The following is a 20481-nucleotide window of genomic DNA, read 5'->3' as shown; positions in this document are numbered from 1 at the left end:
CGTTACACTGCACCGCTCTTACACATATGCTCGGCCAAGGAGTTCGCGAGCGATGATGAGCCGTTGGATCTCGGAGGTCCCTTCGCCGATGGCGCAGAATTTGGCGTCGCGGAAATAGCGCTCCACCGGATACTCCTTGATGTAGCCATAGCCGCCGTGGATCTGCACCGCCTCAGTGGCGGCCTTCATGACCGTCTCTGAGGCAAAGAGCTTGGCGTACGACGCCTCCTTCGTGAACGGCTGACCGGCATCTTTCAGGGAGGCGGCCTGCAAGACCAGGAGTCTAGCCGCGTCGATCTCGGTGGCCATGTCCGCCAGCTTCCATTGGATCGCCTGGAAGTCCGCGATCGGTCGGCCGAAGGCCTGTCGCTCCTTGGCGTACTTCAGCCCCTCCTCCAGACAGCCGCGGGCAATCCCCACGCTGAGAGCAGCCATCCCGATCCTCCCCGCATCCAAGATCGTCAACGCATCAATGAAGCCGTGATTTAGCTCACCCAGCAGATTCGCCTCCGGGATGCGCGCGCCTTCCAGGATAACTTGGGCCGTGTCGGAAGCCCGAAATCCCATCTTGTGCTCTTTTCGGCCGACCCGCAATCCGGGCGTCCCCTGCTCCACAATGAAGGCCGATATTCCTCTCTCCCGCGCAACCTGATCGGTGAGCGCCATGATCACGTAGATGCCCGCCACGCTCCCCTGCGTGATGAAGTTCTTTGTCCCGTTCAGGACCCACTGATCCCCCTCACGCGCTGCAATGGTCTGCATCCCGGCCGCATCGCTCCCCGACCCCGACTCCGTCATCGCCCACGCGCCAAGGGCTTCTCCACTGGTGAGTCGCGGTAGATACCGACTCCTCTGGGCCTTGCTCCCGAAGAGATAGATATGATTGCTGCAGAGCGAGTTGTGCGACTCCACGGTCAGCGCGACCGACGCATCGTACCGCCCGAGTTCTTCAAGGACCAGGGCATAGCTCACGTAGTCCATCGCCGCGCCGCCGTAAGTCCTGGGAAAGAGGATCCCCATGAGCCCGAGTTCCGACAGCTTCCGAATGATCTCGGTCGGGAACCGCTCATGCTCGTCAAGCTCGGCTGCAACCGGCGCGATCTCTCGCTCGGCACACTCCCGGACCATCGTCTGAACTGCCTGCTGTTCCTCGCTCAGTTCGAAGTCCATCCCTCACCTCTCATTCGCTCCAGTCTCACTCGCCCGCCGCCGCGATCGGTCAGCGCGTCGTTCGGCGCGGCTGCTACACCAGGCCTAACGGACGATGAGGTGGGGGAGGCAGCTCGACCCCCACCACGTCTCCCGGCCGTACCACCCCACCCGTTCGCACCACCCCCATGATGCCCGCCTTGCGGACCAGCCGACCGGACTCGTCCCGGTCCAGCACCGCCGCCATCAGTCCCCGTCGGAAGGCGTCAAGCTGGGCGCACGGATTGCGCAACCCGGTCACCTCAACGACTGCCTCCCGGCCGAGTCGAAGCTGAGTGCCGACCGGCAGGGCGAGTAGGTCGACGCCGCGGGTGGTGACGTTCTCGCCCATCTGACCGGGAGATACGTCGAACCCGGCAGCCCGCAGTTCGTCGTACAGTTCGGTGTGGATCAGATGGACCTGCCGCAGGTTCGGCTGGGTCGGGTCGACCGCCACCCGCGAGCGGTGCTTGATCGTTCGCCCAAGGTGCGCGTCACCTTCCACGCCGAGGCCCGCAAGCAGGCGAATGGCGGCCAGTGGCGGCTTACCGAACGAGTGCGTGGGACTACAGCAGACCGCCACCACTTCGCTCATCGGTCGCCCCGCCGCATTGGCTCACTTATCATCCTGTTTATCTTTATGCTTGCTCTCATCCTTACTGCCGAAGGTGGCCACCAGCCCCTGAATAAACGCCTGCTTTTCCGGAGTAGCCAGTCGGACTGACGGGTGCAAGATTCCATATGTCGAAGGTGGCATTGAGCCATTTTGGACGGTTTCTGCGGAATCGCCACTATTACCCTCTGCACGTCCCCATTCCGACACATTGAGGGCGGCGCGACCCTTGTCGATGTCGTGTTGAATGAACCATGACACGGGCGCAATATAGCCATACCATGGCCAGGCGACTTCGTTGCTGTGACAAGTACCGCAGGCGCGGAAAAACAGCTCTCTCGTTTTGGGGCTGTCCCACTTGGGCTCAGCCTTCACCGGAGGATTATTATATCCTCGGCCGTAGGGGATGAACTGAAGACCAATGAAAATCACAGCCGCTTCCCCAAGAGCTACGAGACCCATGACACTCTTCACCCACTTTGTATGCTTTTTCTCTTGCTTCTCTTCCGTCTCTTCGGTCTCTTCCATAGAGCTCCTCCACACATAAATGCGATAATGAACTCAGCGGCTATACCGACTCAGGTTGGCCTTTCTGCGAGCCGGCTCTTCTTTTTGCCAATGATGAACTGGTACCGCTTCAGGAGTAGCCGCAAGATCATCCTGCAACTCTTCCACCAAAACGATTACTCAACATAAATGCCAGCGCCTACAATGACCATGTCTCCATTAGGCATTTTGGCCTTCTTGATATAGCTTATCTTTTTGGAGGGCTTGTCTTCTCCCGGTTTAGGCCACCAATAATCGACCCATCCCGATCCCTTGGTTTTCGCTGTCTCGATAAACTCCCGGACGTACGCTTTGCCCTTGGCATCCTTCATGTCGATTAAATTTTTCTTCTCGATTTCTGGTGCGGGGGGATTGACAAGGACAGTTCCATTCATATCATCAACGAACACATAGGTGTTTCCTTTATACCACTTGCTGTCCTTCTTCTTCAATTCGGGAAAGGCATCCTTTCCTTGACGTTCTATTAAAGCCGCTGCCTTGTCCACGAGAGCCTTAATTTGTTTTGCCTGCTCAGATTGTGGCTCTGGCGTTGCGGAAAACCCTGGGGAAGCAAACAGGCACACGCCCGCAAGAAGGATGAACACACCCCCGTAGAATGCTTTTCTTTTCATGGAACCCCCTCTTTTGTTGAAATAAGGCAACCGTTTTACGTATTTGCCTCACGCAACCGCCTCACAGAGCCGCGAGCTGACCGGCCGGCTCTGTTCAGCCGACCGCCTGCGGTCGGCTGAACGTTTGAGCTAGGCTGCCCCCATCCACAACTTACGCCATATGACAAGATCGCCGAGGCGGGTTGGCTTGAGCGACTTATCAGCCCACGTTTTCCCCGTCGGAATCCCGATACTCATCTTTGGGCTGCATACTGCGCTCAAGACATCGCTACCGATACATTCGTTCAATCAGCCTGTTGGATGGTTCATGAGCAGGATCCAAGACTTTACGGGACGCCTCGGCCCCTGTTACGGGAAGTGTATTCGCATCGATCAAGCCTATAAAGAACCAGGCTCAAGCTGTCACGTTTATCATCCACGACACACCGAAACGATCCGTGACCATACCAAAGCACTTAGACCAGGACGTCTTGGTCAGCGGCATCTGTACCTGGCCGCCATCCGCGAGCGCGGTGAAGACGTGGTCGGCCTCAGCTTCCGTCGGTACGGCGAGTAAGAGCGAGAAGCCGCCGAAGCTCAGACCTTCCTGGCAACCGTCGGAAGCCATGAGTCTGGTTTCGCCGATGTGGAAGACGGCGTGCATGACTTTATTTTCAAAGCCTGGCGGGAGCGTGCCGGGCGGAGGTGGTTCAGAGCTTTCCTTGTAATGCATGAGCATGTCCACCTGCGCGCCGAGCGCAGTGCGGTAGAATTCGAGAGCCTCTTCGCAGCGACCATCGAAGTATATGTAAGGTTGGACTTGCATAACCGTCTCCTTTCTCCTGAGGCTACCGCCTCCGAACCTTACGCACGATTGTGACGATTTCGTCTGCGGTCATCTCTAAGTTCACCCCCTCAACATCGAGTGGCGACTCAGGCTTCGAGACCGGCGCGATCATAAATGCCGATCCATCTTTTCGTCTCACTAAATCACAGCCACTTCAACAGATCGTGCTTAAGCCAGCCGAAGCTTCGCGCAAGCGCCAGACCAGGACCCACTGGACCAAGCCAAATAAAGGTCCATCCCACAAAGAATCCGGCAATACCGGACGTGAGAAGTGCGGCGAGAAAGCAACCGGCAATGACGAGCCTCTCGAACCGGGCCAGGTACCGATCGTTAATGGCGCCGGTCGCATGCTGACTGTGCCCACGATAGACCCACCTGGTGGGCGCCCTGACGATCCACGGCGTGATAATAGCCCACGCCAGAAACCCGAGTACGACCACAATGAGATCCTTCTCAGGCATGATATCATTGATCCCGGCGAGAACCATAAAGGACAGGAGTGTGGTCCAGACAAGCGTGAGCAGCGCCTTCATGTACCGCAGGACGAGGCGTTTGAGGTTCAGATTGTGACGAATCAGTGAAAGTTCGGTTTTTGCCACCTCCGCAACCAAGTCATGGTTGTATGCCCCGGCAAGACCAAACGCCACACACAAGGCAGATCGGTCGTCTTCGTCATCTGTCGGACACTCCTCCAACCACGAATCATCAGGAAGCGCTACCTGCCTCTCCTCCTCCTCTTCTTCCTTTTCCTTTTCTACAAGCGCTTTGAACCAATGTTTGTCTTTCTGTACGTGAGGGAGGACGGAGTGCTTCAGTGAGGATCCGAACTGGATCGCGCGAAGCTGTTTCTTGATATCCGAGGGTTCATCATCACTAAAGGGTATCGCCGTCAGCGAAAACCTGGGATGGAATACCGGCTTATCAGTTTTCCCAACAGATACATTTCTGGGGGTATTGACGCTGAAGTAGAACAGCGTCAAATCTTGAAGCAAGAGCCAGAGCGCATAGACAGGGATCGTGTAGGCGATCACTACAGGAAGACTCAATGCGACGCCGATAAGAAGAGGCGGGAGGTTCCACTGCGTCGACAGCATGGGAACGGCTTTATTGATGACGCCGAATACCTGAACGGGCGCATCTCGAAGGAATGTCGGTAGAAGTAACAGCAGGCCCGCACCGCCGAGGAACGCCCCCGCGATACGGTGCATCGTGGAGAGCCTGACCTCTGCGCGCTGAAGATAGGCACGGAGCGCATTCTTACTCTCGGGTCCGGTCGTTTTACCAGACATTCGTTCCTCCTCGTCGATTGTTCTACTCAACGGGGCGTCCGATCAGCACCTGGCAGAGGCGCGAGCGTGCTCGCGTGGATGACCGTCCGCTACAGGGTGTAACCCATGTCCCCGAACTATTTTGTTACCTACCTCCCAGACCGATCAGCTTCATTTAGTCATCACACACGTGGTTATCCGCTTCCGGAACATGACGGGATCTATGGGGTGCCCTAAGCCTGACGATGGTGCAACTCACGATCTCCAAGGAGCTGGCGTGCCTTGAGGAGCGCGTATCCGGGCCGGGCTAGTTGCCGCACGATCGCTTCACGCCTTCCCTTTGCTTCTTCCCGTAGTTTGGCTACGATGGAACTGAACCCCGCTGCAGCGGCTACAAGGGACGAGTTGGTCAAGCCGTAAAGAATAAGGCCGATACCTAGAGCGGTAAATCCCGCATCAATGACTCTCGGCGCACCAGTTCGGAGCGTCTTCAACTCAGCAGCGATCTCGGCCGCCTCTTCGTTCAAATCGGCAACTAGGCGAGTAAGCTGCTGCCCGTCCTCGGCATTTGATGCAGTTGCGACCCGGGCTCTTAGCCTATCCAGGGACGGGCCTGCTCCTTCGCGGAGGCGGACCGCCTCTGCAATCGTGAGGTCGTTAACCCAAGGAAGGCGAACAGTCTGCATATTCTCTGCACGTGGTGACAGGCGACTCTCTGTCGCAGTGCCATGGCGCTGAAGCACGAAGGTCTCCGCCGGCGCTCCGAGCAAGAGGGTCGCGGCTGATGCGGACGCCGTGTGCATTTGGATGAGCAGGCCGCAGAGATCGCCATCTACAATGTCAGCAATACGGTCTGTAAATACATCGAATGCGGTCGGTGGCAGGACGACAGGCTTGGTTCGGAGTCGGACAATTCGGCCAAGACTAATGAGCTCTCGCCTAGATAGCGGCAGTGTTCGCGTAAGAGGCACTGCTCCGCTGGTGACCCCCGGGCTACTGAAGTGCAACTCAGGTCGACGTGCGTACGGAAAATACTCAAGTACGAAGGACTCGCGGTTCGCCTTAATGAGGTCGCGCACAATTTCGCGCAAGAGACGGTGCGACTCTCCCTGAGGTGTCTCAGCGTCATGAATCGGCCTAGCGAATCGCAGAAGTCCCGCCCTGACTAAGGGTAAAAGCTGAACGCGTTGTGGGAGCCAGACCCGTATGACGGCAAGAGTATTGCGCTCTTCACCTTTCGCTAGCGCCTGTGTGATATAGTCTGGCAGGATGGCGCCATCTGTGTAAAGAGCGCAATAGCGTCCGAACACTATCGTAGACTGGAGTCTGCACCGCGGTGAGCCACACTTGAAGCCCCCAACAAGCGGGTTGAGAGCATCTCCCGGGGCTACCAGCGATAGGTCACGCGACGGAGTGCGCCTGTCCGCATAACTCCACCGTTCAAGTGCCCACATGGACTGATCTTGCAGTTCACGGAGAAAGCCCGATCGAAGTTGTCTCCGTTGATCCGCTACGCTAGCAGTCGGAGTAATCTCTTTTAGGAGGAGACGAAGCGAGGGCGGCAAATAACGCATTAACGAAGTTTCCTATGAAATAAAAACTGTTCCATATCGGCCCAACTGTTGATTAGCCTAGTCAGGCTTATCAATATTAGGCAACTCGGCCTATTACGTCCATAAAACTGCAACGATTGCCGCGATTCTCCAGCCGTTCTAAGGACTTGTCAAGAGCTTCCACATATCGCCGTTGCCAACAAACGCTGTTCAGCCTATTGCTGTTAGGGCCGACCGATTCTTCCCACGTCTGTGGCTCGTCATGAACAAGGACGTGGCAAACGAATGACAGAGGCTATGGCGCTTACCGGCTGGGGCATTTACGGTCAAGGGCGATCTGTTCGTGTGCTATAGTCACAGGCACGCGGCACATCTTTTGTGTGACAAGGACGCAGAGGACCAGAGAGGGATAGAACAACGATGCGGTTTGTAGCCGATGCGATGTTGGGTCGGTGATGTACTTGGCCGGCAACCCGATGCTCCCAGTCGGCTCCGCAAAGTACGCCGTCCACCTTGCCACCTGGCTCTCGAACGTCGCCGCCTCCGCATCCGTGAATGTTAACGTCCTGGTACGCGGGTCATAGCGGTTCTGCTTCAACGCCGGCCCTGCCGCGACCGCCAATGCGTGCAAATACTCCGCTGAAAAATCGGGTCCCAGATACGCCCCATGTCCCCAGACGGAACCGTTTTCCATCAGGCCTTACTTCAAGAACACTTCCTGTCCGGCTCGAATGTCGTCGGCTGTGAGGATGATCGCGCCACCCGGACCAATTACCCTGTCCGGAATCTGCGGCGCGAACTGATACGTACGCACCGCCAGCCAAACCAAGACAGTCAACCCAACAATCAACGTCATAACGAGCGAATGTCGCCACTAAGGGGAAAGCCCATTGAGGTTTGCCCTAATCCCGGCTATTGCAGTGAATCTCATACATGAACCTCCATCGCAGTCGCTGCATTGCAGTTAGCAACGCTTGGGAGTACGCGTTGGAGATGCGCGAGGAACGTGGGCTGCCATGACTTGACCCGCGAGAGTCGAAGCTCGCCAATATTCGGATTCAGCGACGATCCGTACTCCAACCTTGGGAAACGGTCAAGCCTTTTTGATGGCTGTGTTGGCGGCGATGCGAGCAAGATGGCTCTGTCAGAGACTAATGGCCGTGTGATAATGTCAGGCTGTGCACACTATAGCCTTGACGCCAAAAGAGCGTTAACGACTCGCCGTGATCGAACGCGTGTTTCGCAGGGAGTCGACGATGGCGGAGGCAACCATGGTCCTTGGGGTCTCGGAGTGCCGGACCGCCTAGATCAAGACCGGGGTCAGGATTGAAGCCTTACAGCTATGTCTCTTCGGTTCAGTGGGTGTGGGCCAGTTGGTTACGCTCGATCTCGCCGGAGTTGTGGATCGTTACGTGACTATCAGGTCTGACCATGGTATTGACAGAACCTGGAGATAAGAGCTCAGCCGGATGCACGTGAAACATCCCGGAACACTCATCACTAATGTACAGAGTGTCGGTCCGCGCGTTGTAGGCAAGCCCGGTGGCCCTACCGCAGACAACGACATCCGCTACGGTGTGTACCTCCACAGATCCGACCACGTTCTTCTCGGCGTCCAGGAAGATGAACCGAACGGCGGCGGCCCCGCCCGCTCTATCTGCCCAGCCCGCCCAGATCCCGTTGCGCTCTGCATCGTACATGAGGGCGCCGAGACCGCCGTCAATGGTGTACGAGGCGGAAACCTTGCCCTCGGGGTCGGTGCGGTATAAGTTCGTGACGCGGACGTCGCAGGCGTACCAGAGATGCGCGCCGTCAAATGCGCTCGTCACGCCGAGACCGGATCGGCAGGGCGTGTTGTAGGCCGCTTGCCCTCCGCCGTCTCCGGCCGCGGCATGGACCGTCGGTAGCGCCACAACGGTGAAAGACATCATGCCCAGGATGGCGAAGAAGCCGGCAAGTCTAATAAGTTGCAAGATGACGCACGGAAGCCGGGAGCAGGACGATAGGATGGGCGGATATCGATACGACGTAGATTCCATCAGCATCCCCCTTCCATTGGCGGCAACTCCTCATGTTCCAAGAGCATTGGTGTCGTTCCTCCTTTATGGGCCCGGCTGCAGGTCTCGATAAGTGATCCCCGGCGTTACATTCCAGCCTTGTAAGGGCTGTACTTTCAGTGGGCGAGGGGCTCCCTTGCGGTCTGTAATGTGTATCGGCGCTTGCGATTGAAAGCTTGACAATTTGATTCCGAAAACACCAGCTACTCTATGCGCTTGGGTACCAGTCAGGCATGACCGGTCATGGCAATCAGGCCTGATGCTGTCGGAAGCCCGTTTAGGCCCAGCCCCTGCTCTACCCATACCGAAATCCCGTTCGTGTGTTATAGTGACACGTAGGCGATGTGCCGCAGCCGTCTGCGCGTGAGGATGCGCATAGGTAGAGATGCACCAAGGACACGGAGAAGCCGAAAGGGACGGAATAGGATGCGGTTTGTGGCCGATGCGATGCTCGGTCGGTTGGCCAAGTGGCTCCGTCTGTTGGGCTACGACACACTGTATTGGCGAGGCGACGATGCCAGATTGGTGCGGCTAGTCCTGGCGGAGAACCGGCTGCTGCTTACCCGGGACACCCACTTGCCGCCTCGCCTGCCGGCCCATCTGACCTGCTTTATTGAGAGCGATCACTACGATGCGCAGCTTGCTCAGGTTGTGGCTCGCTTTGGGTTGCCGCCCCGGATCATCGGCCGTTTGTGCCTGCGATGCAACCTCCCTCTGGAGGCGGTCGACAAAACCGAGGTACGCGCCGAGATCCCCGTATTCGTCTGGCAGACCCAGGAGCGGTTCGCCCGCTGCCCCGGCTGTCTTCGGATCTACTGGGAGGGGACGCATTACGCCCGGATGGTAGAGACGCTCGATCGCGTGGCAGCTATGAAAAAAGGGAACGGCCTATGCGCGTGAGCTTCATGGGCACCCCCACGTTCGCTCTACCCTCGCTCAAAGCGCTCATGGCTGCAGGTCACGACATCTGCATGGTCGTAACCCAACCGGACCGGCCGGCCGGACGCGGCCGCGTACCTACGTCGCCGCCGGTGAAACTCGCCGCCCAGGAGCATGAGCTTCCAGTCCTGCAGCCGGAAAAGGTCGGCGAGCCGGCGGTCATATCGGCACTGCAGGCAGCCCAACCGGAGACTATTGTCGTTGTCGCCTATGGTCAGCTTCTGCCGAAACCGATCCTCACCCTCCCACCACAAGGCTGCCTGAACCTTCACGCCTCGCTCCTGCCGAAGTACCGCGGCGCGTCGCCGATCTCATGGGCCATCATCCACGGCGAGGCCGTCACAGGGGTCACGATTATGCAGATCGAGGCGCGGATGGATGCCGGCCCGATCCTCATGCGGCAGCCAGAGCCGATCGGGCCTCGGGATACCACCGGCACGCTGGGCGAGCGCCTGGCCGTCATTGGGGCCGAGCTGTTGTGCCAGGCTCTCGATCAGGTGGCACGCAAGACAGTCCACCCGACCCCGCAGGACGAGCGGTTGGCGACCTATGCGCCGAAGCTCACCGTGGACGAGACGCATCTCGACTGGACCCGCGATGCGCGAGCGCTCGACTGCTTGATTCGTGGCCTGTGTCCAGCGCCCGGAGCCGTGACCAGCTTCGGGGGACGCCGCGTCAAACTGCTACAAGCCGAAGTAGAAATGGCAACGGGCACTCCTGCAGGCACCGTATGTGCGATCGATCGCGCGAAGGGGGTGCTGGTCGCCGCCGGGCAGGGGGGTCTGTGGCTGTCTCAGGTGCAACCGGAAAACCGTCGTGTCATGACCGCAGCGGAGTTTGCCAGTGGGTATCGTGTCAAACCCGGCGACCTGTTTGGCTCTCCATAGAGGCATACAGATGCACGCACGGCGGCTCGCATTCGAGATATTGACCCAGGTGGAGGAGCAGCAGGCCTACGCGAGCCTGCTGCTGGACGCCAGGCTGAAGCGTTCGGGCCTTTCGCCACAGGATCGGGCGCTGGCAACCGAGCTGACGTACGGCGTCCTCCGCTGGCAGGGGTATGCCTAAGAGTCAACCCACTCAGTCAAGATCCATTTTTCCGCAAAACACTGGCAATCACCTGCGCATTTTTATGTGGATTATCGGCAAGCTTAAAACGATAGCACTTGACTGACAGAGCAATTTTCACACCGCTCAATAGCCGCGAAAGAAGAATGGTAAAGAGAGTGATAAAATATCCTATGCTAAACTTGAAAAAATACGCCTTTGTTTGAGGAAGTTGGTAGCCGAGGGTGATATATTTGAGGACATGATAAAGAGCGGCGAATTTAGAAAGCCTCTTCAGCTCCGGCTTGTTGGAATTTTTTCTTTCCCCAAACAGCACTACCCCTAATCTCGCTGGCTCGGTCGCCACTTTCTGAATAAAATATTCCACATCAATCAGCACCTTCGGCCCATAGGCAATCCTTGTGATTGAACGAAGGTACCTCCCTGGCATGTTGGGGTCAATCCGTTCGGTCGTCGTAACCCCTAACCGAAGGGGAAATGGCAACACCTGAAGAGACCCATCAATAGCAGCAATTTCATCGGACAAGAGAAAACAATCATTCGCCTTTATTAACTCCAGTGCAAGCGTGGTTTTTCCGCCTCCCATTGGAAGAAGGCAAATGACTGCAAAGCGATCCACGGACACGGCAAGACTATGAAGGCGGTGGATCCCTTTTCTATCAAGCAACTCGCCGATACGTGAGAGGACCATTATATAGCTAATCTCGTAGAGCAGGCTGTCATCAAGGCTGAATCCTACCCCTTCTTCCGACCTGAAGTCATACCTCGCAAGTGCTTTTCCCGAGTAGTCCACATATCTGATCTGCTCGTACTCGTAGCAGACACCTTCATTCGTTTGGAACACTTGTTTTGCTTGAGCCGGCACCGGAGGGGGGGGCTCTTTATGGAGTCGAATGCTGACCGATAGAGGTTTCTCCGGCGGCTGAGAACAGAGAAAGTACAAAAAATCGCGACGCACATTATCCAGGCACGTGCGCTCGTCGCTCGAAACCTTCACAATGCAGCCATAGAAGTTCAAATATAAATCCGATAAACCGTCAGTCATCTCCATCGTTCGAATCCTGGACAAATCACACCTATAATTTCAACCTCTGGCTAGCCATCACTCCAGGGCTTACCGTCGGAACCCCTCGCGCATGAAGCCGGCCGCCCACACCGAGGCCCCCATAAGGATCAGCGGGGAAAGGGCCAGGAAGCGCAGCGTTTCAATCCTATCGAATCGGCAAAGCCTGAAACTGATCCTGGCCAAGCGGACTATAGGCAACACCAGCCCAAGCAGCGGGTAGTCGGCAAAGATTCTACCTGGGAGGTCGGTGCGTTTCCGGGCCCAGCACGAGCTCTGCCCAAGCAGGTGCTGGTGGCGCAGGAAAGAGTGCAGACGGGTCCGGTTCAGGTGGATCACTCGGATCGCGGGATCGAACAGTAGTTTCAAGCCGCTTCGCGTCAGACCCCAGTTCAAGATCAGGTCTTCGGCCCCTAGATTTGCCCCCTCCAGCCCAACGTCGAATCGCGCTCTATCTAGCGCGCTCCGGCGGTAGCAGATGTTGCAGGTGGGGATGTTGTCCACCAGCCGCTCCGGAGCCTGAGGGAGAAACTCGTTGAACTCGAAGAGGTGCTCCGCTGAGCCTACGAGGCTCCAGGGAGTACCGTTGGCGATGGATCCGCCGACGGCAGCATACGCCCCTTCTCGATGTCGCCAGAGCATCCGCCGCAGCCAATCCCTGGCAACGATGCAATCGGCGTCCGTAAAAGCTACAAAGCTGCCAGAGGCTTTGTCCACGCCCACATTACGCGCCTGCCCAACCGATGTCTGCCCTTCCAGACGAAGCAAGAGTACTTGGGGAAACTCCAGTCGGATGACGTCATCGGTCCCGTCACTCGAGCTGTCCACCACGATGATCTCGCACTGGGCCTCAAGGTCTTGGTCGAGAACCGACCGGAGACAGTGGCGAATGGTAGCCCGCATGTTATAGGAGGGGATGACGACGGAGATCAGACGAATGCCCTCCAAAGATCATTGCGCTGAGGTCCAACGAAAGAGCTTTCCGCGCGTGCCAATTTCGGTGGTAAACCAGCCCTGACCCAATTTCTTCTCGTCGAGAATCACATTCTCCACAACGTCTCCTCTTCTGATGTGCTCAAATCCAGTCGCTGGTTCGAAGGGTCAAGGAGTTGCCCCAGTGCTCTCCATTAACAGTGATTTCACCCTCCTATATTGATCGGACACAAAAGTAAAGGCGTCAGCATACAGGTCTGAAGAAGCCGGGGTGGCGGCCCGGTGGAGATAATAATAGTCCAGGACTGCCCTGTCCCGATCCCCTGTTACAAATCGATCCAGGTACGCCTGCCGGATCTGAGGCGGGTCGGTCAGGATCTCACCGGTCTCGAGGAAAAGATGAAGGCTGGCTAGTTGGTAGTAATTACAATCTTTGGAAAAGTACTCAGGGCGACACTTGAAATTGAACTCATGAAAAGGGAGATACATGCGGCACCATTGGGTCAAGTCGGCGCGGCTGAAGGTCCCCCGATTAGCCTCTATCGGAGCTCCATAAACCACAGCCCCAAATTCCTGGATATGCTCTCTGAGAAAGGGAAAGGGCAAACCCAGGAAGTACAAAGGATGCCGATAGATGCTGTTCAGGGTGATGGTGACCTGGGCATTAGCAGCCCCAATCGCAAACGTCCTCCCTCCGAAACCAAGCCTGAGGGCCCTGACCCCTTTCGTGAAATCATCCGGCGAGAGTCCGTCCCGACAGATGAGATCAACTTGGTACTCATACGGGTACCAGTGAGGAGAGGGATAGGCGACTGCCGCCTCCAGAATCGAGGTGAGTGCAGACTGTCTCTGTATTCTGCGTTTCAGTTCCTCATAGTACGATCTGTGTGGCTCCTCCGTAGATCGAGGATGGATTGACGTTTCCTTGATGTTCTCTGGATGGGCCTTCCAGTCACCGTAGAAGTCTCCGACGGTGAGAAGAACTGCTTGAAGAATCTGAGATTTCAGGTTGTCGGCGTCCTCCGCCCAGAAGTTCCGCTCTTTGAGGTCTGTCAGGATAGCCGCCAGATCAGGATCACTGATGAATTGCGCTAACGGTATCCTGTCTTTCAGATATCCCCCATCTCTTCCAGTCACCATCCCCCTCGCGGCCTGCAGATGGAGCTGGCTTTTCAAGGCCGCGCGGTAGAAGGCCCGCATATACCGTATGTCTAAGCTGTTGTGCAGTGCAAATATATCGGACTGGAGGATATTCCCCCACCATTTGTTGAACTCCGGGTGCCAGGGGATCTGATCAGGGAGGACAAAATGGGATCTCTCATTCCTTATTTCCTTTCCGGCGAGCAAGATCCAATCCCCAGGTTGACAGAGGACTTCCGGAGACCAAGGCGAGGCAACATACTGAGAAAGATCGCTCCTCGATATATATCTGACATCAGGAGGCCAGACAAAAAAGAACAGGCGACTAAGATTCTCGATTTCCATGGAACATTCCCTGATCTTGAATGGATCTTCAGCCGCCTCATCTTCGAAGACCAGCGTGAGATCCAGGTCGCTCTGTCCGGGTACGAACATCGGGGAAGAGGGGTGGCTGTGCCGTAGAAATACGCTTTCCACGCCTCGCATTCGTACCAGTCGCCGCCCCACCACCCATGTCCCTAGGTGACACCCCTTGCGGTAGAGCGTACCGAGCACAGGAAGGCCGTGGGTATAAATGATGCCCCTCCGCACCTGTTGTCGTATGGACCTCCTCATCTTACTTTCTCAATGCTTCCTTGAAGGCCCGCGTCAACTTCAGGTAGACGTCCCCGAACTGCTCTGAAGGCTCTATGTGCGTGTTCTCGTGGAATTCATTAAAGCTAGTAACGACAACGAAGTCTGGGGAAGGGGTGAGCTCTAACGCAATTTTTTGCATCCTCTGATAGGTCCGGGCGCCTTCTCGAGGTAGGATGCGGTACGTACTCCTTTTGTTCTGGGCGGAAGTAAGAGATGAGTCATCATACCCCGGGCAGACGGTAAATACCCGAATAAGGCCCCCAGCCTCGGAGAAGTCCCTATACGTGTCCCGCCATATTGATTCCCGGATCTTTTTTGGTCCCACTTGTAGTGGAGAGTACAGACACCATCCATTGAAGAATTGCCTGAGGAGCCCCGGGAGGAACTTATTGTAGGCCAGAGCGCCCGTGGCCACAGGGTAACAGCCGCGATTCAGATCAATCAGATCGTGGTAGTGATAAAAAAAATACCCAATAAAGGGATTGCTAAGGTAATACCAGATGAGAGGCCGCTTGCGAAACCGCTGGTAGGCTGGTAATGGAATGAACTCCTTTCGGATAGTCCGGAGGGCACTGCCAATGACCCTGGGATCGTCGGCGTTAATAGCAAGGAGGATCGCAATCGATATCGGGTAGCCCTTTTCTTCGACCGCATTAAAGAGTCTTCTGGTAGCGGCGACTTCAGTGGGATTGAGTCCCGTGAAGGTGACCTGCCAGTTCACCACAAGGAAGTCGAGCCCGGAATTCAGGGCTAGAGTCAGATGGCGATGGACAAGAGCGTCATTATCGGAGGAGTAGGGCCCATCGATGGGGAAGTCTGTGACGGCGGCGAACTCCTGGTTCTCGTTCCAATGCTCAGGATTCCTCCCGGCACGGTACCATGGGTAATAATGAGCCCCTAGCAGGGTCTTGCGCCGGATCTTCTTCTTGCCGCCATTGCGAGTGGTTTCTCGGAAAAATCCAAGCAGGTCAGCCGCTGTACGATCCCAGGTGTACCGGGCAGCGATCTTTCTTCCCGCTTCGCCCATCCTTCGCGCAAGCGCACGATCCTCAATGATGGCCTCCATCCCCTTAGCGATCCCTTCCGGCGTTGGTGGCACAAAGCGGGCACACGATTCGTTGAGGATCTCGCTGTAGCCCCCACCTTCGGTGGCCACCACTGGTCTTCCGGCTGCCGCAGCCTCCAGGGGTACAATTCCAAAGGGCTCCCGCACGGGGGTGTATACGCACAGTACGCATCTTGCGTACAGCTCCTCTAGACGTTTTTGGGTGACCTGTCCAAGGAACTTTACCCTGCCGTTGAGGCCCAGATTTTGCGCCAAGCTCTTTAGGCTCAGCTTTTCCGGACCTTCACCGACAATGGCCAACTCACCCTTAGGCAGAAGCGAGAGGGCCCTAACGATGAGGTCCACCCTCTTGTGCCTCCACAACCTCCCCACAGAGAGAATCTGCTCGGAAACAGGAGGTGGGAAAGTTGGAATGCGTAGATTGACTCCGGGATACACGATCCGGTCAGGTTTCCGTCCATAGATATTTTCAAGATATCTGGCCATGGACTGGCTATTGGTGGCCAACCGGTCGAAGGTGGGAGTAGAGTCAAGCTTCTCGATGATGTGTAAGAGCACGTCAAGCTCAGAAACCCTGACCCTGTCATAGTGTAAGTTAGGATAAAAATGGACGTCAATCTCTCGTTCGCTCGAACTGTTAAGATGTCTCAGGTCGTAGGCTGCTCTAAGAGGTTCAGGCGCGAACCAGATGGAGGGCTTTCGGTGGATGAAGTGCGTGGGAAATAAGTAAAGAAAGTAGAGATCGTGCGAAAGGATCTTCTGTTCCCAGATCCGAGGGAGGATGACGGTGTCGTAGAAAAAAGCATCTCTGCTCCTCCCCCCGGAAGGAAGAGGGATCACCCTTACATTATTACTTATTCCAAATTCCTTGAGCAGTGTCTTGCTGAAAGAGGGGGTATACACCGTTATCTCAAGTTCCTCCTGCCACCTTTTCAGGCACTCCAAGAGGAAAATCTCCGAACCTCCGTATTGGCTGAGTTGCGGCGTAACGATTCCCAGGTTCATTTGTCTAGGCTCCGCTACCGATCTCTGGATATAGCGTCATACCGCCATCGACGAAGAGGGTATGGCCAAGGACATAGTCCGAGTCATCGGAGGCGAGCCATACAGCCGCTTTCCCAATATCCTCAGGGAGTCCGATGCGTCCGTGAGGAATCAGCCTCAGCAACCGTTCTAATTCTTCTTGCGTTTCGTGGGTGCGGCGGTTATTTCGCGTCTGGACAGCACCGGGAGCGATCGAATTGACCCTGATCCGGTGCGGTGCCAGCTCCTTTGCCAAGGATTGCATCAGAAGCTTTACGCCCCCCTTTGAAGCCGTGTAGTTGACCCGGCCCGCCCATGGGATCTTCTCTTGCACGGACGAAATGCAGATAATTTTCCCTGCCGCCCGCGAGATCTCAGGCCGAACCCCTCGCCGAATCATCTCACGAGCTGCTTCGCGTGCACAGAGGAACATCCCGGTCAGGTTCACTCGTAGCACGAATTCCCATTGGTCTAGAGTCATCTCGGTGATTGACGCATCGCGATGGACCCCCGCATTGTTTACCAGGATGTCGAGGGTCCCCCAGGCGGCAAATACGTCCCGAAACAGCGCTCGAACCTCGTCCTCTTTGGACACGTCAGCCCGGATGGCCATTGCGTCAACTCCGCTCGCTTGAAGTTCGTTCACAATCGCATAGGCGACCTCAGCGTTCGTAATGTAGTTGATCGCCACTGCTGCGCCGGCTGCAGCCAGAGCTCGGGCTACGCCCTCCCCGATTCCCGAGTTGGCCCCGGTCACAAGGGCCTTCTGTCCTCTCAGTGGTTGGTAGGCCATACAGTCGCTCATCAGGCTAGCACACCCTTACATAGCCCCAATGTGATATCATTTCACGATGCGCCACTTGCCCATCACAGGTCATCATCATCAAGCAGCACACCGCGCTCAAGTTCAGATATCAGGCAACGTTGATCTACACGTACATGAAATATGGTAATCAGCTTGGCCGACGTTGGCCCTGACCTCCACATTTCGGACTAGAGATGTTATCAGGAGCGCGTTCTTCCGACAAGGCACTATTGCGCGAGCGCCACCCAAAGATGCACATTTCCCCCTCCCCCAAAAGATCATGTCCCCTAGGACTTGGTTTTTCGATTTCCGCCTCATGAGCACACAGGGCTTATGCTATCTTAGGCATTAGAGGTCGATGTGAGAACGCTCGTGGCCGATCCGATGCTGGGTCGGTTCGCCAATTGGCTTCGGACAGGGGGGTCTGTGACGGTCCCAGGTGCAACCGGAGAACCGGCACGCTATGACGGCTGTAGAGTTCGCGAGGGGATACCGTGTCCGCATCGGTGACATCTTTGGCTCGCTCTAGTGCTGCGCCAATCAACGCGCGGCGTCTCGCACTTGAGATATTGACCCAGGTGGAGGAACAGCAGGCTTACGCCAGCCTGTTGCTGGACGCCAGGCTGAAGCGTTCGCGCCTTTCGTCACAGGATCGGGCGCTGGCAACCGAGCTGACGTACGGCGTCCTCCGCTGGCAGGGTCGTCTCGATTACCTGTTGGCCGCCGTGACCGACCGCCCCTGGGACAGGGTCGATCCGGCGCTGCGCCGTTTGCTGCGCCTTGGCGCCTACCAGATCCTCTTCTTGACGCGCATACCGGCCTATGCCGCCGTGAACGAGACCGTCGCCCTGACTCAAGCAGTCATGCGCAGCCACCTCAAGCCTGTCGCTAAAGCCTTCGTCAATGCGATCTTGCGTCGATTGCTGGAGCGCCATGCCACGATCCACTTTTCTGATCCGTCCGACGATCCGGTCGGCGCCCTCGCGGCGCGCTGGTCGCACCCGCCGTGGCTGGTTGCCCGGTGGCTGAAGCGGCTGGGGACCGAAGAGACCGAAGCGCTTTTGCAAGCCAACAACGACACCCCGGCGCTGTCGGTTATGGTCAACCGCCTCAAGCGTCAGCCCGAGGAGGTCCAGGAGCGCCTCTCCAAGATCTCGGGATCGGTGACGCCGGGCCGGTTCGTCCCTGGCGCCTTTCACCTCAAAGATGGCGCTGAGGCGCTGCGCGATCCGGCATTCGCGGACGGCTGGTACTTCCCGATGGACGAGGCGGCGGCCCTACCGGTCCTCCTGCTGGATCCCCAGCCCGGCGACGTCGTATTGGATGCCTGTGCCGGCGGCGGCGGGAAAACGGCCTTGATTCTGGGTCAACTCGCCGGAAAAGGCCGAGTCATTGCGCTCGACCCGAGTGCTCGCGCCCACCGACGCCTCCAAGAGGCCAAGGCACGCCTGGGTCTCGATCGAGTCTCCCCGGTCCAGGCCGATGCCAGACAGGCCGCGCAGTTATTCACGCGCCAGGTGGACAGGATTTTGGTCGATGCGCCATGCAGCGGCCTCGGCACCCTCAGACGCCATCCCGAGCGAAGGTGGCAGCAGCAAGAGGCGGGCTTGGCAGCCCTGGCACACCTGCAACGTGAGCTGCTTCATGGTGTCGCACCGATCCTCAAACCTGGAGGCTTCCTGGTTTACAGCACCTGTTCGCTTGAACCAGAGGAGACCGACGCCGTGGTCGAGACGTTCCTGCGTGACTTCCCGGAGTTTACCATCGCCGACCCCTCCGGCAGCCTTCCAGCCACGGTTGCAAAGCTGATCGATTCCAAGGGCGCTATTCGCACCTGGCCGCACCGCCACAGAATTGATGGCTTCTATACTATTCGACTGCGCAGAGGCAACAGATGAAACTCCTCCGTCTGCTGGTCAAAGGGCTCGCGTGGGCCCTGGTCCTCACCGCTGTGGCTGTCGTGAGCGGCGCCATCACGGTGTGGCTTGCTACCGAAAAGGATAAGGTCCAGCTTCCGCGGGTCATCGGAATGGACTCCACGGCGGCCCTCGATCTGCTGCGCGGGCAGGGGCTTCAGCCGAAAGTAAGCGGCCGGGAGTACAGCGAACAGGTCCCGAAGGATGCCATCTTGTCCCAACGGCCGGCCAGCGGCTCGTGGGTACAAAAGAATAGCGAAGTTCGTCTGGTGATCAGTCAGGGGGGCGACGCGGTCGCACTCCCCAGCCTGACTAGACTGCCGCTACCCCAGGCGCAGCAGCTCCTGCAGCGTTATGGCTTCACCCTTGGCCGGGTGGCGCAGGTCCATTCGTCGGAGCGCCCAAAGGGGGAGGTGATCGCCCAGGATCCCGAGGCCGGCGCCCTTGTTCGAAGGGGGAGCCCGGTTGCTGTACTGCTCAGCCTTGGTCCGCTTGAGGAGCCGCCCCCCGTACTCACACCGCCTTCCTTGAGCCTACTCGAACAGCACAGTACGAAACAATGAGACGTTCGGCGTCTTGAAGCTGACCCTGTACCCGGCGCGCTACGAGTGGGAGTTCATCCCGGTCGCCGGAGGAAAATTCACAGATGCAGGGACGGAGGCGGTGCTAGCTTGACACGATGGTGGATCGATTGATAGACTGCGCTAAGCTATGAGATCCACCCAAGGCCTTGAAGGCTGTTCAGGGTTGGCACCAGGTCCGCGGGGATTATACGCCGTGAAGATTCAGTCAATCGTTGCCCGTACTCTCCTTTTGGTGTGCATCGCCCTTCCGCCACTGCATAGTTGGGCGGTCGATCCTGACAACTACCATGTATCGAACATTCCTGGGACCCTGTCCCCCGTTCACGACCGGCAGGTCAACCTGTTCTCCCAAGCCTCCGAATCGCATGAAATGCCGGATGACCGGCCTGCTCCCGCAACCCCATCGAGTCCGCACTGCGATTTTGAGGTCAGCCCAATCGATTATCCGCCTCTCTGCCGCTTCGCTCCTCCGGAATCCGTCAGGGCACGCAACGATCAACTTGCCCCCTCCCCTCTCTCCTTCACAATCGATCCAACCTCCCCACCGCCTCGTCACGCGTAATCTTTCTTCCAGACCTTACAAAGGTCATCATCGCCCCGCCTCCGCGGGGACGAGCGCCGTTAT

The 20481-nt window shown here is 57.2% G+C and carries 22 protein-coding genes; 6 read left to right on the top strand and 16 right to left on the bottom strand.

The genetic code is table 11. The features are described from left to right. Positions 1–18: 18 nt before the first annotated feature. The 11 genes from PHV01_RS06415 to PHV01_RS06365 form a co-directional block, all read right to left on the bottom strand. Positions 19–1170 carry an acyl-CoA dehydrogenase gene (locus tag PHV01_RS06415; protein ID WP_337290328.1) on the bottom strand — a complete coding sequence of 384 codons (1152 nt, stop codon included), beginning with the start codon at positions 1168–1170 and terminating at the stop codon, positions 19–21. 73 nt (positions 1171–1243) lie between these two features. Further along, positions 1244–1783 (bottom strand): MOSC domain-containing protein, encoded by a 540-nt coding sequence (locus tag PHV01_RS06410; protein ID WP_337290327.1) that lies wholly within the window; start codon positions 1781–1783, stop codon positions 1244–1246. Between the two features lie 21 nt (positions 1784–1804). Beyond that, positions 1805–2329 (bottom strand): heme-binding domain-containing protein, encoded by a 525-nt coding sequence (locus PHV01_RS06405; protein WP_337290326.1) that lies wholly within the window; start codon positions 2327–2329, stop codon positions 1805–1807. A 33-nt stretch (positions 2330–2362) separates the two neighbouring features. Further along, complete coding sequence (locus PHV01_RS06400) at positions 2363–2476, bottom strand: hypothetical protein (protein ID WP_337290325.1); 114 nt, start codon at positions 2474–2476, stop codon at positions 2363–2365. A gap of 8 nt (positions 2477–2484) precedes the next feature. Continuing rightward, on the bottom strand, positions 2485–2979 hold the full coding sequence (locus PHV01_RS06395) for a cache domain-containing protein (RefSeq protein ID WP_337290324.1): 495 nt from the start codon (positions 2977–2979) through the stop codon (positions 2485–2487). A 394-nt stretch (positions 2980–3373) separates the two neighbouring features. Then, positions 3374–3784 (bottom strand): VOC family protein, encoded by a 411-nt coding sequence (locus tag PHV01_RS06390; RefSeq protein ID WP_337290323.1) that lies wholly within the window; start codon positions 3782–3784, stop codon positions 3374–3376. 164 nt (positions 3785–3948) lie between these two features. Further along, positions 3949–5094, bottom strand: a complete 1146-nt coding sequence (locus tag PHV01_RS06385; RefSeq protein ID WP_337290322.1) for a hypothetical protein — start codon at positions 5092–5094, stop codon at positions 3949–3951. A 212-nt stretch (positions 5095–5306) separates the two neighbouring features. Then, the gene (locus tag PHV01_RS06380) at positions 5307–6044 is read right to left on the bottom strand and encodes a hypothetical protein (protein ID WP_337290321.1); all 738 of its coding nucleotides are present in this window, start codon (positions 6042–6044) and stop codon (positions 5307–5309) included. Positions 6045–6930: 886 nt separating this feature from the next. After that, positions 6931–7320: a hypothetical protein gene (locus PHV01_RS06375; RefSeq protein WP_337290320.1), complete on the bottom strand. Its 390-nt coding sequence runs from the start codon at positions 7318–7320 to the stop codon at positions 6931–6933. A 6-nt stretch (positions 7321–7326) separates the two neighbouring features. Further along, positions 7327–7482, bottom strand: coding sequence for a hypothetical protein (locus tag PHV01_RS06370; RefSeq protein WP_337290319.1), 156 nt, complete (start codon positions 7480–7482; stop codon positions 7327–7329). A gap of 499 nt (positions 7483–7981) precedes the next feature. Continuing rightward, positions 7982–8665, bottom strand: coding sequence for a hypothetical protein (locus tag PHV01_RS06365; protein ID WP_337290318.1), 684 nt, complete (start codon positions 8663–8665; stop codon positions 7982–7984). 444 nt (positions 8666–9109) lie between these two features. On the opposite strand from PHV01_RS06365, the gene PHV01_RS06360 reads away from it, so the two are divergent. From PHV01_RS06360 to PHV01_RS06350, 3 genes are read left to right on the top strand one after another with little or no spacing between them, the layout of a single operon-like run. Further along, entirely contained in the window at positions 9110–9583 is a 474-nt protein-coding gene (locus PHV01_RS06360; RefSeq protein ID WP_337290317.1) for a Mut7-C RNAse domain-containing protein, read from the top strand. Beyond that, positions 9574–10509 (top strand): methionyl-tRNA formyltransferase, encoded by a 936-nt coding sequence (fmt, locus tag PHV01_RS06355; RefSeq protein WP_337290316.1) that lies wholly within the window; start codon positions 9574–9576, stop codon positions 10507–10509. The genes PHV01_RS06360 and fmt overlap by 10 nt, the downstream gene beginning before the upstream one ends. A 10-nt stretch (positions 10510–10519) precedes the next feature. After that, the gene (locus tag PHV01_RS06350) at positions 10520–10690 is read left to right on the top strand and encodes a transcription antitermination factor NusB (protein ID WP_337290315.1); all 171 of its coding nucleotides are present in this window, start codon (positions 10520–10522) and stop codon (positions 10688–10690) included. A gap of 16 nt (positions 10691–10706) precedes the next feature. On the opposite strand, the gene PHV01_RS06345 is transcribed toward PHV01_RS06350, so the two are convergent. The 5 genes from PHV01_RS06345 to PHV01_RS06325 all read right to left on the bottom strand — a co-directional run bounded on the left by PHV01_RS06345 (position 10707) and on the right by PHV01_RS06325 (position 17344). Further along, positions 10707–11741 (bottom strand): hypothetical protein, encoded by a 1035-nt coding sequence (locus tag PHV01_RS06345; RefSeq protein ID WP_337290314.1) that lies wholly within the window; start codon positions 11739–11741, stop codon positions 10707–10709. A gap of 63 nt (positions 11742–11804) precedes the next feature. Next, entirely contained in the window at positions 11805–12701 is an 897-nt protein-coding gene (locus PHV01_RS06340) for a glycosyltransferase (protein WP_337290313.1), read from the bottom strand. Positions 12702–12854: 153 nt separating this feature from the next. Beyond that, on the bottom strand, positions 12855–14441 hold the full coding sequence (locus PHV01_RS06335; RefSeq protein ID WP_337290312.1) for a hypothetical protein: 1587 nt from the start codon (positions 14439–14441) through the stop codon (positions 12855–12857). 1 nt (position 14442) lies between these two features. Beyond that, on the bottom strand, positions 14443–16533 hold the full coding sequence (locus PHV01_RS06330) for a glycosyltransferase (protein ID WP_337290311.1): 2091 nt from the start codon (positions 16531–16533) through the stop codon (positions 14443–14445). Positions 16534–16537: 4 nt separating this feature from the next. Beyond that, positions 16538–17344: a glucose 1-dehydrogenase gene (locus PHV01_RS06325; protein WP_337290310.1), complete on the bottom strand. Its 807-nt coding sequence runs from the start codon at positions 17342–17344 to the stop codon at positions 16538–16540. 527 nt (positions 17345–17871) lie between these two features. Between PHV01_RS06325 and rsmB the strand changes: the two genes are divergently transcribed. The 3 genes from rsmB (at position 17872) to PHV01_RS06310 (ending at position 20418) form a co-directional block, all read left to right on the top strand. Then, positions 17872–19254 carry a 16S rRNA (cytosine(967)-C(5))-methyltransferase RsmB gene (rsmB, locus tag PHV01_RS06320; RefSeq protein WP_337290309.1) on the top strand — a complete coding sequence of 461 codons (1383 nt, stop codon included), beginning with the start codon at positions 17872–17874 and terminating at the stop codon, positions 19252–19254. Beyond that, positions 19251–19835, top strand: a complete 585-nt coding sequence (locus PHV01_RS06315; RefSeq protein WP_337290308.1) for a PASTA domain-containing protein — start codon at positions 19251–19253, stop codon at positions 19833–19835. The genes rsmB and PHV01_RS06315 overlap by 4 nt, the downstream gene beginning before the upstream one ends. 214 nt (positions 19836–20049) lie before the next feature. Continuing rightward, positions 20050–20418: a hypothetical protein gene (locus PHV01_RS06310; RefSeq protein ID WP_337290307.1), complete on the top strand. Its 369-nt coding sequence runs from the start codon at positions 20050–20052 to the stop codon at positions 20416–20418. The last annotated feature ends 63 nt before the right edge of the window (positions 20419–20481 follow it).

Source organism: Candidatus Methylomirabilis sp. (assembly GCF_028716865.1).
Lineage (GTDB): Bacteria > Methylomirabilota > Methylomirabilia > Methylomirabilales > Methylomirabilaceae > Methylomirabilis.
Note: the sequence above shows the minus strand (reverse complement) of the source record. Positions and strands in the feature narration are given on the sequence as shown.

Coding starts and splice junctions, on each gene's coding strand:
- PHV01_RS06415 (WP_337290328.1), bottom strand. CDS start 1,170: ATGGACTTCGAACTGAGCGAGGAACAGCAGGCAGTTCAGACGATGGTC.
- PHV01_RS06410 (WP_337290327.1), bottom strand. CDS start 1,783: ATGAGCGAAGTGGTGGCGGTCTGCTGTAGTCCCACGCACTCGTTCGGT.
- PHV01_RS06405 (WP_337290326.1), bottom strand. CDS start 2,329: ATGGAAGAGACCGAAGAGACGGAAGAGAAGCAAGAGAAAAAGCATACA.
- PHV01_RS06395 (WP_337290324.1), bottom strand. CDS start 2,979: ATGAAAAGAAAAGCATTCTACGGGGGTGTGTTCATCCTTCTTGCGGGC.
- PHV01_RS06390 (WP_337290323.1), bottom strand. CDS start 3,784: ATGCAAGTCCAACCTTACATATACTTCGATGGTCGCTGCGAAGAGGCT.
- PHV01_RS06385 (WP_337290322.1), bottom strand. CDS start 5,094: ATGTCTGGTAAAACGACCGGACCCGAGAGTAAGAATGCGCTCCGTGCC.
- PHV01_RS06375 (WP_337290320.1), bottom strand. CDS start 7,320: ATGGAAAACGGTTCCGTCTGGGGACATGGGGCGTATCTGGGACCCGAT.
- PHV01_RS06370 (WP_337290319.1), bottom strand. CDS start 7,482: ATGACGTTGATTGTTGGGTTGACTGTCTTGGTTTGGCTGGCGGTGCGT.
- PHV01_RS06365 (WP_337290318.1), bottom strand. CDS start 8,665: ATGGAATCTACGTCGTATCGATATCCGCCCATCCTATCGTCCTGCTCC.
- PHV01_RS06360 (WP_337290317.1), top strand. CDS start 9,110: ATGCGGTTTGTGGCCGATGCGATGCTCGGTCGGTTGGCCAAGTGGCTC.
- fmt (WP_337290316.1), top strand. CDS start 9,574: ATGCGCGTGAGCTTCATGGGCACCCCCACGTTCGCTCTACCCTCGCTC.
- PHV01_RS06350 (WP_337290315.1), top strand. CDS start 10,520: ATGCACGCACGGCGGCTCGCATTCGAGATATTGACCCAGGTGGAGGAG.
- PHV01_RS06345 (WP_337290314.1), bottom strand. CDS start 11,741: ATGGAGATGACTGACGGTTTATCGGATTTATATTTGAACTTCTATGGC.
- PHV01_RS06335 (WP_337290312.1), bottom strand. CDS start 14,441: ATGAGGAGGTCCATACGACAACAGGTGCGGAGGGGCATCATTTATACC.
- PHV01_RS06330 (WP_337290311.1), bottom strand. CDS start 16,533: ATGAACCTGGGAATCGTTACGCCGCAACTCAGCCAATACGGAGGTTCG.
- PHV01_RS06325 (WP_337290310.1), bottom strand. CDS start 17,344: ATGGCCTACCAACCACTGAGAGGACAGAAGGCCCTTGTGACCGGGGCC.
- PHV01_RS06315 (WP_337290308.1), top strand. CDS start 19,251: ATGAAACTCCTCCGTCTGCTGGTCAAAGGGCTCGCGTGGGCCCTGGTC.